Below are 13,998 nucleotides of genomic sequence, written 5' to 3'. Positions count from 1 at the left end.
GATGAGAGCGCGCACGAGGAGTCCCCGATGACAGAGATCTACCTGATTCGTCATGGCGAGACCGCGTGGAGCCGCAGCGGGCGGCACACCTCGGTCACCGACCTGGACCTGACCGAGATCGGGGTGCGGCAGGCCGAGTCGCTCAAGGGCCGGCTCGATCCCGCCGCGTTCGACCTGGTGCTCTCGAGTCCGCGGCTGCGTGCCCGGCGCACGGCCGAGCTCGCCGGATTCTCCGCCGACCGGGTCGAGCTCTGCGAGGACCTCGTCGAATGGGACTACGGCGACTACGAGGGGGTGACAAGCGCCGACATCCGCGCCGAGAGGCCGGGCTGGACCATCTGGACCGGCGACGTTCCCGGGGGCGAGACGGCGGAGCAGGTGCGCGCCCGCCTCACCCGGGTGATCGACCGCGCCGCCGGGTCGGGTCTGGACCGCGTGCTCTGCTTCGGCCACGGTCACGGCCTGCGGGCGATGACCCTGTGCTGGCTCGGGCTCGACTTCGGCTTGGGCGACTCGTTCCCGTTGGCGACCGGGACGGTGAGCGTGCTCGCCCCCTACAAGGGCGGGCGGGCCCTGTCGCGATGGAATTCGCAGCTGTGACCGGGACCGCGGCCCCTCGTCCCGATTCGCGCGGCGACGGCCTGTCGAACCCTCCACCCCGTTCGGCTCGCGTGGACGACGAGCGGTCGCACCACTGTCAGGCCGCTCCCGCCGCGCCGGCCACGGCCGCCGATCGAGTGTCGATCGACTCCGCCATCATCTCGATCTCCCGCTCGGGAATGCCGTTCCTCCGCGCTGCGCCGCGCCAGTCGGCCGTCACCGCCAGGATGCGGAGCATCCTGGCGCGCGCCTCGTCGGCGCTCAGGGCGCATTCCTCGGCCAGCGGCAGCAATGCCTCAGCTTCGTCGGGGAGCGCGTAGGCCCCCAAGATCGCCGTCGAGCGCGCCTTCCACGGATCCGGGTTGGGATTCACGTCGAAGGCCGGGCTGAGCGTCCATGAGCCGCGATCTGCGAGGAAGCCGTGGTTGCGGAGGTGGTCATCGGTATTCCCCAGAACGATGGATGCGACCGCACGATCGAAGAGCGCTCGGTGGTCCGCCTTCGGGGAGAGCGAGAGGTCTCGGATCGCCTCGGCGATCTCGGCATAGTCGCGCTGGTCGCCGTCGGAGGCGCCGAGCGCGGTCATCGCGCTGATGTAGCCGACTCTGTGCCCGTCGTCGGTGCGGTCGAATCGTCGCAGGATGAGCACGCTGCGCTCGCCCACTCGTGTCAGCCGCCGGGTGGGTGTTCGGATGGCCGCCGACTCCAGTAGATCCAGCGCTGTCGCCTCCCACGCCATGACGTCCCACCGGTCGCCGGAGTGGGGGAACTTGGCGATGGCCAACGCACCGTCTTCGAGGCGAACAGACGCCTTCGGACGCGCACCGCCCAGCCCGGTCGTGCCTGTGTCGAGCAGTTGCTTGACGGCTTCACGGGGATCGTCGTCCGCGGCGACGTCGTCGGAGGCATGCAGCAGCGCCGGGAGTGAGACCAACTGTGGGACGTGCGACGCGTTGCCGACGAACGTCGAGGTGCCGGCGATCCGGTATCGCAGGGCTCCCTGACGCGCGTCGTCGCTGACACCCAGGAGGAAGTCGAGGTCGTCCAGTCGGCGCGAGGCTCGGCCCTCTTCGCGGGCACGGGCGCGCTCTGCCTTCTCGATGAGATTCCTGCCCCAGCGGTCGGGAGCGCTGTCGGCGAAGGCCCGCACGAGACCGGGCTGATGCTGCGCCCCCGAGACGAGCGGCAGCGCAGGGTCGATACTCATCCCGTCGCCGGCCAGGTAGCTCGGGTCGTAGAGGAACGTGGTGGAGATCCGGCTACGCTCCCTGGTGAAATGCGCCTGCCCCACCAGGATCGACTCTCCGGCCCGGTCGATCACGACGTCGACCGTGGTCATCGTGCGCGTCTCTTCGCGAGTTTTCCGGCCCGCAGACGCCCGATGTCGCTGCCGAGCGGGTCGACCGCCTGGACCGTCCGATCGAGCACACCGAGGGCGCGCAGCACCTGCGCGACGTTCCCGAAACCCACACCGGGGTCTCCCGACTCGACCTTGCGCAGCGTGTCTCGCGTGATGCCGGCGCGCTCGGCCACCTGCTGCGCGGTGAGTCCGAGGACCATGCGCCAGCCACGCACATGCTCGCCGAACTCGGCTAGCTCACGGCCGATCCGGTACCCACCCATGACACACTCCCTCCGTCGCTTATGGCTAAGATAGCAGCCATATATGGTCGTTATGACGACCTTTGTCGCCACGCTTCTACGAGTGTCCGAGTCGATGGGCCACGACGCCGAACCGGCAGGCTCGAACTCGACCATCACGGCCGGGCACGGATGCGGGCACCCTCTCGCTCGCGGACATCCGGGAACGGGCGCCGCCCAGGGCGAACTCTGCATCCTCCCGCACAGCGCCGCGCACCGCGCGTTCTCACGCTTCTTCGTCGCGGAGGTCGTGCGGTCGCGCCGCCGCGGCACGGTTCGCCGACCACGGGAATCGTGTCCCGAGGGAGACCGGGCTCGTCATCGACGCCGGCCTACATGTGTCGCGTCGGGCCCATGCGCCGGTGCAGGATGCCGCACGATGTCGACGTTGTCGGCCATCTCGACGTAGAACACGAGATGGCTGCCGATGCCGTAGCGCCGGTACCCTTCGCGGATCTCGTCGCAGGCGCGCCCGCGGCCCGAGTCCGCCCCTATCCGTTCCACCGCCGCCCGAATCTCGTATGGACGGGTCGAGCTGTCGTCAGCACCAACGATCAGTCAGGCGTCGACTAACGTTTCCGCTGGCAGGCGGGGCACCGGAAGGAGGAGCGGTTGGCCCACGGCTCGCGCACGATGGCACGCCCGCACCGTCCGCACGGCAGGCCCTCGCGCCCGTAGACGGCCAGTTCCCGTTCGAAGTAGCCGGAATCGCCGGCGACGTCGACGTAGAGCGCATCGAAACTCGTGCCGCCCGCCGCGAGCGCCTCGGTCAGCACGTCCCGGGCGGACTCGAGCAGTTCACCCGCCCGGATCGGTCGCAGCCGCTCCGCCGGGGTGGCGTAGTGCAGCCGGGCCCGCCACAGCGCCTCGTCGGCGTAGATGTTGCCGATGCCGGAGAGGACCCGCTGATCGAGCAGCACGGTCTTGATCCCGCGGCCGGTGCCACGGATCGCGCGCACGAGCTCCGAATAGTCAGCCGTGCCGGCGGCGAGTGCCGGGTCGAGCAGGTCGCGGCCGATGTGGGCGACGGGCTCGGGCAGGCCCTCGGGCGTCAGCGGCCCGGCCCACATGTAGCCGAACGTGCGCTGGTCGACGAACAGCAGCTCCACTGTCCTACCGGGGACACCTGTGTTACCGGGGCCACCGGCGAGCGTGAGACGCACCCGCGCATGCGCGGGAAGGTGAGCTGCGTCGTCCGTACGCTCTCGCACGAGCACCTGCCCGCTCATGCCGAGGTGGATGAGGAGGGCCTCCTCCCCCTCGTGGTCGAGGGTGAGCCACAGGAACTTCCCGCGGCGGCGGGCGCCGGTGAGCGTGCGGCCGGCCAGCAGCGCGGCGAACTCGTCGCGGCCACCCTGCTGGCGGCGCATCGCGCGATCGGAGAACACCTCGACCGACTCGATCCGCCCGCCGACGGCGTGATCGGCGATCCCGGCGCGGATCGTCTCGACCTCGGGCAGCTCGGGCATCAGTCCCGCTCGGGCGTGGTCAGGCTCACGTAGGCGGCCTCGGCGGCGCGCTGTTCGGCCGCCTTCTTGCTCGTGCCCTCGCCGGCGCCGTGGCTCTGGCCTGCGATGAGGAGGCGGGCGGTGTAGCGGCGGTCGTGGTCGGGGCCGCTGCCCTCGACCTCGTAGGTGGGGGCGCCGAGGTTCCGGCGGGCGGCGAGCTCCTGCACGCTGGTCTTCCAGTCGAGGCCGGCGCCGAGGCGGCCGGCGCGGGCGAGCGTCTCGGCGATCAGCCCCTCGATCACGCGGCGGGTCTCCTCGAGGCCGTGGCACAGGTAGACGGCTCCGAAGACCGCCTCGAGCGTGTCGCACAGGATGGAGTCCTTGTCGCGGCCGCCGGTGGTCAACTCCCCCTTGCCGAGGAGCACGTAGCCGCCGAGGCCGAGGCCGCGGGCGATCGCGGCGAGCGAGTGCTGGGAGACGGACGCCGCGCGCATCTTGGCGAGCTCGCCCTCGTCGAGGTCGGGGTTGTCGCGGTAGAGGCGTTCGGTCGCGATGAGGCCCAGCACGGAGTCGCCGAGGAACTCGAGGCGCTCGTTCGTGGGGATGCCGCCGGCCTCGTGGGCGAAACTGCGGTGGGTCAGGGCGAGCACGAGCAGGTCGGGGTCGAGCTCGATTCCCAGGGCCGCGGCGAGCTCGGGCGCCGCGGTCACTTCTCCCGGTCCTCGTCGGGTTCGCTCAGCGCCGTGAGCGCGGCCCAGCGCGGGTCGATCGGCTCGGCGTGGGCGTGGCCGGGTTCGGCCTCGTCGAGCCGCACGCCGCACTCGGGGCACAGTCCCGCGCAGTCGGGCCGGCACAGCGGCTGGAACGGAAGCGCGGGCACGAGCGCATCCACGAGCGGGCCCTCGAGATCGAGGCTCTCCCCGACGAGCACCGGGAGCGGATCCTCGTCCTCGTCGGCGACCTCGCCGTGGTGCGTGGCGCGGTCGGGGTAGGCGTAGAGCTCGCTCACGTCGACCGTGATCTCCTCGGTCAACGGCCGCAGACAGCGCCCGCACACCCCGGTCGCGGTGACGGTGGCCGTGCCGGTCACGAGCACGCCCTCCATCACGGCCTCGAGGCGCACGTCGATCTCGATCGGGGTGCCCTCGGGCATGCCGATGACCTCGGTGCCGAGGGGTGCGTGGCTGGGCACGACCCGGCGCTCCGTGCGCATCGAGCCCGCACGCCGGCCCAGGTCATGGGTGTCGATCACGAACGGTGAGGTGGTCACGGGGTTCCTTCGTCGGTGGCGGGCAGGGAGCGGTCGGCCAGGCGGGCGCGCCCGGCCGCGACCTGGGCGCCGATCGAGCCGAGGTCGATCTCGAACTGGGCGAGTTGGCGGTCGCAGTAGTCGTCGGCGTCGCGGGCGAGCTTCTCCGCCGTGGCCTCGGCCTGGGCGACGAGCTCGCCCGAGCGCCGTTCGGCCTCCCGCAGGACGGCCTCGGAGGAGACGAGTACCCCGGCCCGGGCCTGCGCCTCGGCCAGGATGCGGTCGGCCTCGGCGCGGGCCCCGGCCAGGACAGCGTCGGCGTCGGCCACGAGCCGGTCGGCCCGGGTGATCTGGTCGGGCACGACGCCCCGGGCGGAGGCGAGCAGGTCGAGCACCTCGGCCCGGTTGACGAGCGCGGAGGCCGACATCGGCATCGCCCGGGCGGTGGAGACGAGCTCGTTCAGCTGGTCGAGCACGGCCAGGAGGGAGTCGCCGTCGCGTTCGGCCGGCGTGGGCCGGTCGGGCTGGTCTGTCATCGCTGCTCCTTGCGGTCGGCGAGGGCGGCGCGCACGGCGTCCTCGACGCCGGCGGGCACGAGGTCGGCGATCGGGCCGCCGTAGCGGGCGACGTCGCGCACCATGGTCGAGGAGATGTGGGCGACCGTCGGGTCGGCGGGCAGGAACACGGTCTCGATCCCGGCCAGGTGACGGTTCATGAGCGCCATCGGCTGCTCGTGGTCGTAGTCGGCTCCCCCGCGGATCCCCTTGATCACGGCGCGCGCGCCGACCTCGCGGCACAGGTCCACGAGCAGGCCGGGCATGAGCTCCACCCGGACGCCGGGCAGGTCGGCCACGGCGGCGGCGAACAGGTCGCGGCGCTGCTCCGGGGCGAGCAGGGCGTTCTTTCCGTAGCCGGTGCCGACGGCCACGACCACCTCGTCGGCGAGCGCGGTGGCACGGCGCACGAGATCGACGTGCCCCAGGGTGACCGGGTCGAAGGAGCCCGGACAGACGGCGATGCGGTTGATCACGGGTCCACGGTACCCTGCCGGCGGCCTCCGCCCGGGGCACCGCGGGGCAGCGCCCGGGCCCCGCTCAGGAGCCCGAGGCGGACGGTGCCGGTTCGTCCGCGTGGGGACGACGTCGCTCGCCTCGCGCTCGGGACCGTGAGCGGATGCCGCGGCGCAGCAGGTAGCCGGTGAGCACCGCGAAGATGAACAGGTCGGAGGCCAGGGCGACGATCCGGGTGCCGGTCGCGTCCTCGGCCACGAGCGCGTGACGCAGCCCGGCCAGGCCGAAGAACATCGCACCGGCGAGCGCCGCCGGCGCCACCCACTCACGCTTGAGCACGCTCACGATGGCCACGAGGCCGAGGGCGAGGTTGGCGAAGCCCAGTTCCTGGATGAACGGGAGCACGACGGGGCTGGTCACGTCGAAGATGACCTCGGCGGTGTATTCCGGTCGCATCGCCTGGCTCAGGCCCGCGGTGAACAGTCGAATGCCGACCGCCCAGAACACGATCCACCGGCCGATGAGGAGGAGCAGGTCGCGGCGCTGCGGACGCACGGCCCACTCGATCAGGATGCTCACCGTGGGAAGCACGACGAAGAATGACAGGATCGTCACGATATACATGTTTTCTCGGCTCTCGCTGAACGGTCGGGTCAGGCGACGTGAGTCGTCTCGGTGCGTGCATCGGCGAATATCTGGGTCGCGATCTTCCAGTCACCCGACTCCTGCCGCAGGAGAATATGCAGTGAATTCGTGGTGCGGGTACCGAGTTGTGAACCGTCGTGGACCTGCTGGCCCTCGATCACGGTCACGATGTGCGCGACCGCGACCCCGTCGGCGAGTGCCTGGATGCTCACCTCCGGCGGGCCGGCCAGTTCACCGGCCGCGAACCGCTCGTTCGCGAACAGGCCGACCAGGTAGTCCTCCACCGCGGCGCCGCCGCTGAGCCGGGTGCCGAACGCGTTCGTCCAGTCCGCATCCGCGGTGTAGTGGGCCGAGATGCCCGCCGCGGTGCCGGTGCTGAACGCGGTCAACACGGTCATGAGCGTCGAGCCGATCGCCTCGGCCTCGAGGGCAGGGACCTCGAGGGCAGGGGGAATCGATTCGTGCCGTGATGCTGTCATGTATCAACTTTCCGAGTACTCGAAGGCGATGGCGTCGATCTCCGGGCCTGGTCGGCGTCATAGCCGCAGGCGGCAGTGCTCCGTTGCCTCCGCGAATTCCATGAATCAATTCCGGCCAAGCTAGCACGTCGCCCGGGTGTGCGCACATGTTCCCGCATTCGACGCGGGGACCGCGGACCTCTCCCGCTGCGTCCGGGGCCCGCGTAGGATCGGGACCGACGCATTTCGAGCGTGATTCCGATCCGAATCGGGGTGAGTGGCGGTGTCCACGCCGGCCGCGCGGGTCGAGGCGGCGATGGCCGCCGCGCCGCGCGCGGACTTCCTCCCCTCCCCGGCCCGCCCGTTCGCCGGACTCGACGAGCCGCTCGTGCTCACGGGCGGGCAGACCTGCTCCCAGCCCTCGACCGTGCGGGCCATGCTCCTCCTGCTCGAGGTGTCGGTCGGGGACCGGGTGCTCGACGTGGGCAGTGGCTCGGGGTGGACCACGGCGCTGCTCGCGGCGCTCGTCGGCCCGACCGGCCGGGTCGACGGGGTGGAGGTGCGTGCGGACCTGGCGCGCTGGGGCGGGGCGAACGTCGCCGCCGCGGGCTGGCGGCGGGCGCGTGTGCACCGGGCGATCGACGTGCTCGGCTGGCCGGAGCAGGCGCCGTACGACCGGATCCTCGTCTCGGCCGACGCCCCGCGGGTTCCGGGCGGGCTCGTTGCTCAGCTGCGCGAGGGCGGCCGGCTCGTGCTTCCCGTGCGGGGGACGATGACCGTGGTCGAGCGCCGCGGCGGCCGGGCGGTGGTCGTGGCGAGGACCGGCCGGTACGTGTTCGTGCCGCTCGTCACCGGCGAGTGAACCTCAGCCGGGCACCTCGGCCAGGTGCACGGTCGTCTCCCCGTAGCGGCGCGCGCCGAGGTCGACGAACCCGTCGGGCCAGGCGGGCGGGCGGGCACGCCCGGACTGCTCCCACAGCACGACCGACTCGGGTCCGAGCCACGGCTCGAGGGCGGTGAGCACGGCCGGCGCCTCGTCCAGGTCGTAGGGCGGGTCGGCGAGCACCGTGTGGAACGGCTCCCCGGCCGTGCCGGCGAGGAAGCTCGCCACGCTCGTATGGACGACGCGTGCGCGGCTGCCGTAGCCCAGGCGCGCCACGTTCCGGCGGATCACCTCCGCTGCGGCCCGGTTCGCCTCGACGAACACCACGCTCTCGGACCCGCGCGAGAGCGCCTCGAGCCCGAGGGCCCCCGAGCCCGCGTACAGGTCGAGCACCCGCGCCCGCGAGATCGCGTCGACGTGCTCGAGCCGGGAGAAGATCGCCTCCCGCACCCGGTCGCTCGTGGGTCGGGTGCCGTGGGCGGGTACCTCGAGCCGCTGGCCGCCGGCGTCCCCGGCGATGATGCGGGTCATGGCGCCGACCACTGGGCACGGGTCTCGTCCAGCGAGCGCTCGAGCAGTTCCCGGAGCACGTCGCGATCGACGCCCGCCAGGCGCGTGAAGTAGAGGCACGCCTTGCTCGCCCGGTGTGCGCCGAGCCGCTCGAGCAATTCGGGCCACCGCTGTGCGAAGTCCTCGACCAAGTAGACCGTGTGCTGCCTCGGCCCCGACGCGAAGGCGAGCAGCGGCATCCGCCCGTCGTGCCCGCTGTCATAGCGGTAGGAGACCTCACCGAAGCCGAGGATCCGCCCGGCCCACACGACGGGCCCCTCGCCCGTGATCTCGGCGTGGATCGCGAGTAGTTCATCGGCCTCGGCGCGCCGCGGGCCCGTCGCGCGGTCGAGCACCTGTTCGACCGGCAGGTCGGACGGCGACATCGCCGGTTCTCTCGTGGCCACGGCCCCTCCTCAGTCCTTCTTCTTCACGTGCGTGCCGATCGCGTACGCGATGAGGGTGGCGGCCAGCTGGAACATGATCACGACGGGGCTCGGCCCGAACGCCCCGATCGCGAGCCAGAGCGGCAGGCCGCAGAGCACGACCACGTCGGGCCCGGCCGAGACCGCCCCGAACACCCCGGGCGGGATCGCCATGCCGCCGGGAGTGTGCACGAGCGGCTTCGACCAGTCGACGGGCTTGCGGTAGGCCGAGCGCAGCGCTCCCGCCCCGTACAGCGGCCCGGCCACGAGAGCGAGCACGAGCCAGCCGGCGAGCGGCGGCTCCGCCCAGGCCCAGCCGAGCCCGATCACGAGCAGCAGCCACGCCGTCGACACGATCACCGGGACGACGAACCGCGCGCGCCTCATCGTGGCCGCGGACAGGGGGAAGACCGCATCGAGCACGGGGGCCATCTCCGCCCGGCGGGCCCCCTCCCCGGTCGCGGAGGCGGCGAGCAGTCCGCCGAGGAGAACGGCGACGATGACGGCCCACACGGGCCACCCGGACCAGGCCACGGTGAGCGGGATGAGCGCGGCCACGAGGATCTGGATGATGGCCCGGCCGGACCGCAGCAGCAGGAGCGCATCCGCGGTGACGACGGCGGCGACGGGGCCGTGCACCCAGTCGAAGCCGAGGGAGCGGCGGCGCCGGTCGGGCGCGGTGGCGGCGTTGAGCGCCCGGCCGAGCTCGCGGGTGTCGAGGGAGGTGACGGCCCCGCCGGCATAGCTGCTTACCGCGCCGCGTTCACGCAGGTCGTTGCCGCTGATCCGCCCGAGTCGGCGCGTGACCGCCACGATGCTCGCGAGTGTCAGGGCGGCGAGCACGGCGAGCGCCGGCCACCCGCCGGCGATGCCGGGGATCCGGGGCTCCGCGGTCAGCACCACCGCGAGGAGCACCGGCACCGGCGAGATCGCCATGAGCACGTCGCCGATCACGATCGCGCCGGGGCGGCGGTGCGTCCGCGGGCGGGTCTGCGCGCCCGCGGTGGCGGTGACGGCGAGCAGCAGCACGAGCGCGGCGGCCGCGACGAGGCCCCACACGACCGTGCCGGAGGCGAGCGCCGACAACAGAACGCCGCCGAGGGCGCCGAGCGCGGCGCCGAGGGCGAGTACGAGGAAGAACCGGGGCCGCACGAGGCCGCCGCGGTCGACCGGCATCGGCAACCACCAGGCGGCCTGTCCGCCGCTCAGGTTGACGGGCCCGAGCCGGGCCGCCAGCCCGATCGCGGCCCCGAGGAACGCGACGGCCAGGCTGAGCGTGAACCACAGCGGGTTCATCCCGGCCGCGGCGTCGTGGCTGCGGATGGTCGCGTTGAGATAGTTGAGGAGCCCGACGGCCATGCCGAGGGCGATGGCGATGTTGATGGCGATGACGTACACGTCGCCGAACAGGTCGGAGGACTTGCCGCCGCCGTGGGCCTTCGTGGCCGCCCGGGTGAGCCCGCGGATGTGCGCGCCGGTGACGCTCACCGCAGCTCCTCGATGGCTGCCGCCCCCGTCTCCGGGTCGACCACGCGCACCTCGTCCTCGGCGAGGATGAGGGCGGCGGAGGCGGCGCCGCGCACGAGCACCGGGTCGTGGGTGGCGAACACGGCGGTCTCCCCGGCGAGCCGCTCGGTCAGCCGGTCGCGCATGCCGGCGTCGAGGCGCTGCTCCGGCTCGTCGAGCACGAGCAGGTGGCGCGGGCGCACGAATCCGGCCGCGAGCAGCAGCCGGCGCCGCTGCCCCGAGGAGAGCGCGGTCGGCAGGGCGTGCTGGCGCGGGGTGAGGCCGAAGTCCTCGAGCAGTTCGGTCACGAGCGCGCTCGCCGATTCGACCCCGTGGCCCCGAGCGGTGAGCAGGAGGTGCTCGCGCACGGTGAGGGCCGGCAGGTAGGAGTCGTCGTCGAGCACGATGGCCACGTCCCGGCGGAACTCGGCGCTGCGTTCGTCGATGGCCCGGTCGAACACCTCGATGCGCCCGGCGAGCACGGCCAGCTGCCCGGCGAGGGCCCGCAGGAACGTGGACTTGCCGGTGCCGTTCGCGCCGACGATCGCGAGCGAGCGTCGCTCGCGCACCGTCACGCTGATCGGCGGGCAGACGGCGGACTCGGTGGTCGATCCGTAGCCCACGAGCACGTCGTGGGCGGCGATGAGCGGCGCGGTCCGCTTCTTCTTCTCAGGCACGATCGAGGAACTCCTCCTTGTCGGGGTCGATCAGGGTGAGGGTGGCCCGGGCGAGCGCCGGGTGGGCCGCCAGGTCGGGATCGGACTCGATGATCGCCCAGGCGGCCACGCGGGCCGCCTCGATGAGGTCGGCATCCTCGATCACGCGCAGGAGCTTGAGCGAGCTGTCCCGGCCGGACTGGGAGCGGCCGAGCACATCCCCCTCGCCACGATAGGCGAGGTCGGCCTCCGCGAGCGCGAACCCGTCGTTCGTGCCCGCGAACGTGTCGAGGCGCTGCTTCGAGACCTGCCCCCCGGAGCGGGCGACCACGAAGCACGTGCCGCCGCGATCTCCCCGGCCGATCCGGCCCCGCAGCTGGTGCAGCTGTGACAGGCCGAAGAAGTTCGCGTCCATGACGACCATGACGGTCGCCTCCGGCACGTCCACCCCGACCTCGATCACGGTGGTCGACACGAGGATGGGCACCGTCCCGGAGGAGAAGTCGGCCATCGCCCGGTTCTTCTCCTCGGGTGCGAGGCGGCCGTGCAGGATGCCGATCCCGATCCCGGCGAGCGCCGGCTCGGCGGCCAGCTGCGGGGCGAGCTCGAGCACGGCGATGAGGTCGCTCGCCGCCTTCTCCGCGCCCTCCTCGGTCACGAGGTCGACGCCGTCGGTGTCGCCGGCCGACCCAGCCGATCGAGTGGAGCCGGCGGCCCTAGTCGACCCGGCGGCCCCAGTTGACCCAGCGGCCCCGGCCGACCCAGCGGCCCCGGCGGACCCGGCAGGCCCGCCGCCGTCCTCGCCGATGCGCGGGGCCACGACGTACGCCCGGCCGCCGGCCGCGACCGCCTCGGCCACCCGGGCCCACACGCGCTCCATCCAGCCGGGCCGGTTCTGCGAGACGACGTGGGTGGCCACCGGCGCCCGGCCGGCCGGAAGCTCGCGCATGGTCGAGGTGTCGACGTCGCCGAAGACGGTCATCGCGACCGAGCGCGGGATGGGGGTGGCGGTCATGACGAGCGTGTGCGGCACCTTCGCGGCCTTGGTGCGCAGCACGTCGCGCTGCTCCACGCCGAACCGGTGCTGCTCGTCCACGACCACGAGGCCGAGGTCGGCGAACTGCACGTGCTCTCCGAGCAGGGCATGCGTACCGACGACGATCCCCGCCTCTCCCGAGGCCGCCGCCAGGAGCGCGGCTCGGCGGGGTGCCGCGCCCATCGAGCCGGTGAGCAGCGCCACCCGGGTGCGGGGTGCATCGGGTCGCAGGAGGCCGGCCGCCATCGGGTCGGCGAGCGGCCCGAGCAGGGCCTCGATCGAGCGGGCGTGCTGCTGGGCGAGCACCTCGGTCGGGGCGAGCAGCGCGGCCTGTCCCCCGGCGTCGACCACCTGCAGCATCGCCCGCAGCGCGACGACGGTCTTGCCGGAGCCGACCTCCCCCTGGAGGAGCCGCTGCATCGGATGGGCCCCGGCGAGATCGTCGCCCAGTTCGGCGGCGACCTCGCGCTGCGCGGCGGTGAGCGTGAACGGCAGCTGGGCGTCGAGGGCGTCGAGCAGGCCACCGGCCACGGGCGGGCGGGGGTCGGCGTCGAATCGGCGCGCGTCGAGGCGGCGGCGGGCGAGCGCCGTCTGCAGCACGAAGGCCTCGTGGAAGCGCAGGGTGTGGCGGGCCTGGTGGGCGTGGTTGATCGTGGCGGGTTGGTGCACGTGGCGCAGCGCGTCGTGCAGGCTCATGAGGCCGTGCTCGGCGCGCAGCTCGCCCGGGATGGGGTCGGCGACGTCGCCGGGTTGGAGCGGGTCGATGATCGTGCGCAGGGCGTGCTCGGTCTTCCAGCTCGGGCACTTCTTCGTGGCCGGGTAGATCGGCACGGGCTTGGCGGCCTCGGTGGAGCCCGCGGCGGGCGTGGGAAGCGGCCGCACGTCGGGGTGGACGAGTTCGCGGGCGGGCCCGCCGGCGAACTTGCTGCGGCTCAGCTTGCCCGCGACCATCGCGTACTGGCCGACCTTGAGCTCCTTGACGTACTTGTTCACCTTGTGTTCGGTCTTGGAGAAGAACGTGGCGCCGACGTCGGTCGTGCCGTCGGTGAACACGATGGTCGTCAGATACATCGTGCCGCCGCGGACCACCCGGCCCTCCTTGGAGCTCACGCGGGCGACGTAGGTGACGTCCTCATCGATCCGGCCCCGGCTGAGCGGGGTCACCTGCTCGTGCTCGACGTAGCGGCGCGGGTAGTGATGGAGGAGGCCGTCGACCGTGTGCAGGTCGAGGGTGGCGAGGTCGGCGGCGAGGCGCTTGCCGAAGAGGCGCTCGAGCTCGGAGCGCTCGGAGTTGAGCGCTGGATCCTTGGCCGCGGGCATATCCTCGATGGTAGTGGCTGGTGGGGACACGCCGGTGAGGTGCTTCACACGCCGCGGGCCCCCGGGAAGTTGGGGATGGAGCGGGCGTCCGCTACGATGGACCGGTTGCCTGTTCGCAGGCTATGACCTCATTCTGGCCGGGTATGCGCCGCTGACGCGACCGCCCGACCATACGATCCGCCGCTAGATACCGTGTGGCGAGCAACGACTAAGGAGACACCGTGGCTGCTACGTGTGACGTCTGCGCCAAGGCCCCGAGCTTCGGCCACAGCATCTCGCACTCCCACCGGCGCACCAAGCGTCGCTGGAACCCGAACATCCAGAAGGTTCGCACCGTCACGAACGGCACGCCGAAGCGCATGAACGTGTGCACCTCCTGCCTCAAGGCCGGCAAGGTCACCCGCGCCAACTGAGGGCCTCGGCATCGAATCGGCCGTCCACCTGCGGGTGGGCGGCCGATTTTGCGTGTGCACACACCCCGCCCGGGCATGTGGGTGCCCCGGACCACCCATGACGTGGTCGAACCAACCCAGTCACACCCCGCCCGGGCATGTGGGTGCCCCGGACTACCC

The 13,998-nt window shown here is 72.4% G+C and carries 18 protein-coding genes; 3 read left to right on the top strand and 15 right to left on the bottom strand.

Features of this window, described 5'->3' with window-relative positions:
• Positions 1-27: 27 nt before the first annotated feature.
• Complete coding sequence (locus tag GCE65_RS05470; protein ID WP_153877669.1) at positions 28-600, top strand: histidine phosphatase family protein; 573 nt, start codon at positions 28-30, stop codon at positions 598-600.
• A gap of 97 nt (positions 601-697) precedes the next feature.
• On the opposite strand, the gene GCE65_RS05465 is transcribed toward GCE65_RS05470, so the two are convergent.
• The 10 genes from GCE65_RS05465 to GCE65_RS05420 all read right to left on the bottom strand — a co-directional run bounded on the left by GCE65_RS05465 (position 698) and on the right by GCE65_RS05420 (position 7,072).
• Positions 698-1,939: a type II toxin-antitoxin system HipA family toxin gene (locus GCE65_RS05465; RefSeq protein ID WP_153877668.1), complete on the bottom strand. Its 1,242-nt coding sequence runs from the start codon at positions 1,937-1,939 to the stop codon at positions 698-700.
• Entirely contained in the window at positions 1,936-2,223 is a 288-nt protein-coding gene (locus tag GCE65_RS05460; protein ID WP_152910401.1) for a helix-turn-helix domain-containing protein, read from the bottom strand. The genes GCE65_RS05465 and GCE65_RS05460 overlap by 4 nt, the downstream gene beginning before the upstream one ends.
• A gap of 336 nt (positions 2,224-2,559) precedes the next feature.
• Positions 2,560-2,757, bottom strand: coding sequence for a type II toxin-antitoxin system RelE/ParE family toxin (locus GCE65_RS17020; RefSeq protein WP_370460217.1), 198 nt, complete (start codon positions 2,755-2,757; stop codon positions 2,560-2,562).
• A 53-nt stretch (positions 2,758-2,810) separates the two neighbouring features.
• Positions 2,811-3,710: a bifunctional DNA-formamidopyrimidine glycosylase/DNA-(apurinic or apyrimidinic site) lyase gene (gene mutM, locus GCE65_RS05450; RefSeq protein ID WP_153877667.1), complete on the bottom strand. Its 900-nt coding sequence runs from the start codon at positions 3,708-3,710 to the stop codon at positions 2,811-2,813.
• Positions 3,710-4,399 carry a ribonuclease III gene (gene rnc / locus GCE65_RS05445; RefSeq protein ID WP_194928836.1) on the bottom strand — a complete coding sequence of 230 codons (690 nt, stop codon included), beginning with the start codon at positions 4,397-4,399 and terminating at the stop codon, positions 3,710-3,712. Before rnc ends, mutM begins: the two co-directional genes overlap by 1 nt.
• Positions 4,396-4,959 carry a DUF177 domain-containing protein gene (locus tag GCE65_RS05440; RefSeq protein WP_305071548.1) on the bottom strand — a complete coding sequence of 188 codons (564 nt, stop codon included), beginning with the start codon at positions 4,957-4,959 and terminating at the stop codon, positions 4,396-4,398. Before GCE65_RS05440 ends, rnc begins: the two co-directional genes overlap by 4 nt.
• On the bottom strand, positions 4,956-5,474 hold the full coding sequence (locus tag GCE65_RS05435; RefSeq protein ID WP_152910403.1) for a hypothetical protein: 519 nt from the start codon (positions 5,472-5,474) through the stop codon (positions 4,956-4,958). Before GCE65_RS05435 ends, GCE65_RS05440 begins: the two co-directional genes overlap by 4 nt.
• A complete protein-coding gene (gene coaD, locus GCE65_RS05430) occupies positions 5,471-5,968 on the bottom strand; it encodes a pantetheine-phosphate adenylyltransferase (RefSeq protein WP_153877666.1) in 498 nt (165 codons plus the stop codon). Before coaD ends, GCE65_RS05435 begins: the two co-directional genes overlap by 4 nt.
• Before the next feature lie 64 nt (positions 5,969-6,032).
• Positions 6,033-6,563: a DUF6790 family protein gene (locus tag GCE65_RS05425; RefSeq protein ID WP_153877665.1), complete on the bottom strand. Its 531-nt coding sequence runs from the start codon at positions 6,561-6,563 to the stop codon at positions 6,033-6,035.
• Positions 6,564-6,601: 38 nt separating this feature from the next.
• A complete protein-coding gene (locus tag GCE65_RS05420; protein ID WP_153877664.1) occupies positions 6,602-7,072 on the bottom strand; it encodes a DUF4440 domain-containing protein in 471 nt (156 codons plus the stop codon).
• Positions 7,073-7,334: 262 nt separating this feature from the next.
• Between GCE65_RS05420 and GCE65_RS05415 the strand changes: the two genes are divergently transcribed.
• On the top strand, positions 7,335-7,913 hold the full coding sequence (locus GCE65_RS05415) for a protein-L-isoaspartate O-methyltransferase (protein ID WP_228760127.1): 579 nt from the start codon (positions 7,335-7,337) through the stop codon (positions 7,911-7,913).
• Between the two features lie 3 nt (positions 7,914-7,916).
• Here the strand turns inward: GCE65_RS05415 and rsmD are convergent, their stop codons facing one another.
• The 5 genes from rsmD to GCE65_RS05390 are packed head-to-tail and all read right to left on the bottom strand — an operon-like array spanning position 7,917 to position 13,426.
• Complete coding sequence (gene rsmD, locus GCE65_RS05410) at positions 7,917-8,465, bottom strand: 16S rRNA (guanine(966)-N(2))-methyltransferase RsmD (RefSeq protein WP_153877663.1); 549 nt, start codon at positions 8,463-8,465, stop codon at positions 7,917-7,919.
• Positions 8,462-8,890, bottom strand: a complete 429-nt coding sequence (locus GCE65_RS05405; RefSeq protein WP_153877662.1) for a DUF1801 domain-containing protein — start codon at positions 8,888-8,890, stop codon at positions 8,462-8,464. Before GCE65_RS05405 ends, rsmD begins: the two co-directional genes overlap by 4 nt.
• Before the next feature lie 9 nt (positions 8,891-8,899).
• The gene (locus tag GCE65_RS05400; RefSeq protein WP_153877661.1) at positions 8,900-10,396 is read right to left on the bottom strand and encodes a DUF6297 family protein; all 1,497 of its coding nucleotides are present in this window, start codon (positions 10,394-10,396) and stop codon (positions 8,900-8,902) included.
• A complete protein-coding gene (locus GCE65_RS05395) occupies positions 10,393-11,091 on the bottom strand; it encodes an ATP-binding cassette domain-containing protein (protein ID WP_153877660.1) in 699 nt (232 codons plus the stop codon). Before GCE65_RS05395 ends, GCE65_RS05400 begins: the two co-directional genes overlap by 4 nt.
• A complete protein-coding gene (locus GCE65_RS05390; protein WP_153877659.1) occupies positions 11,084-13,426 on the bottom strand; it encodes an ATP-dependent DNA helicase RecG in 2,343 nt (780 codons plus the stop codon). Before GCE65_RS05390 ends, GCE65_RS05395 begins: the two co-directional genes overlap by 8 nt.
• 221 nt (positions 13,427-13,647) lie before the next feature.
• On the opposite strand from GCE65_RS05390, the gene rpmB reads away from it, so the two are divergent.
• Entirely contained in the window at positions 13,648-13,839 is a 192-nt protein-coding gene (gene rpmB, locus GCE65_RS05385; protein ID WP_153877658.1) for a 50S ribosomal protein L28, read from the top strand.
• The last annotated feature ends 159 nt before the right edge of the window (positions 13,840-13,998 follow it).

This window comes from Pseudactinotalea sp. HY158, from assembly GCF_009660225.1.
Classification (GTDB): domain Bacteria; phylum Actinomycetota; class Actinomycetes; order Actinomycetales; family Beutenbergiaceae; genus HY158.
Note: the sequence above shows the minus strand (reverse complement) of the source record. Positions and strands in the feature narration are given on the sequence as shown.

What these genes read in the sequence shown, in the direction of transcription:
- GCE65_RS05470 (WP_153877669.1), top strand. Translation starts at nt 28, where the DNA reads ATGACAGAGATCTACCTGATTCGTCATGGCGAGACCGCGTGGAGCCGC.
- GCE65_RS05465 (WP_153877668.1), bottom strand. Translation starts at nt 1,939, where the DNA reads ATGACCACGGTCGACGTCGTGATCGACCGGGCCGGAGAGTCGATCCTG.
- GCE65_RS05460 (WP_152910401.1), bottom strand. Translation starts at nt 2,223, where the DNA reads ATGGGTGGGTACCGGATCGGCCGTGAGCTAGCCGAGTTCGGCGAGCAT.
- mutM (WP_153877667.1), bottom strand. Translation starts at nt 3,710, where the DNA reads ATGCCCGAGCTGCCCGAGGTCGAGACGATCCGCGCCGGGATCGCCGAT.
- GCE65_RS05435 (WP_152910403.1), bottom strand. Translation starts at nt 5,474, where the DNA reads ATGACAGACCAGCCCGACCGGCCCACGCCGGCCGAACGCGACGGCGAC.
- GCE65_RS05420 (WP_153877664.1), bottom strand. Translation starts at nt 7,072, where the DNA reads ATGACAGCATCACGGCACGAATCGATTCCCCCTGCCCTCGAGGTCCCT.
- rsmD (WP_153877663.1), bottom strand. Translation starts at nt 8,465, where the DNA reads ATGACCCGCATCATCGCCGGGGACGCCGGCGGCCAGCGGCTCGAGGTA.
- GCE65_RS05390 (WP_153877659.1), bottom strand. Translation starts at nt 13,426, where the DNA reads ATGCCCGCGGCCAAGGATCCAGCGCTCAACTCCGAGCGCTCCGAGCTC.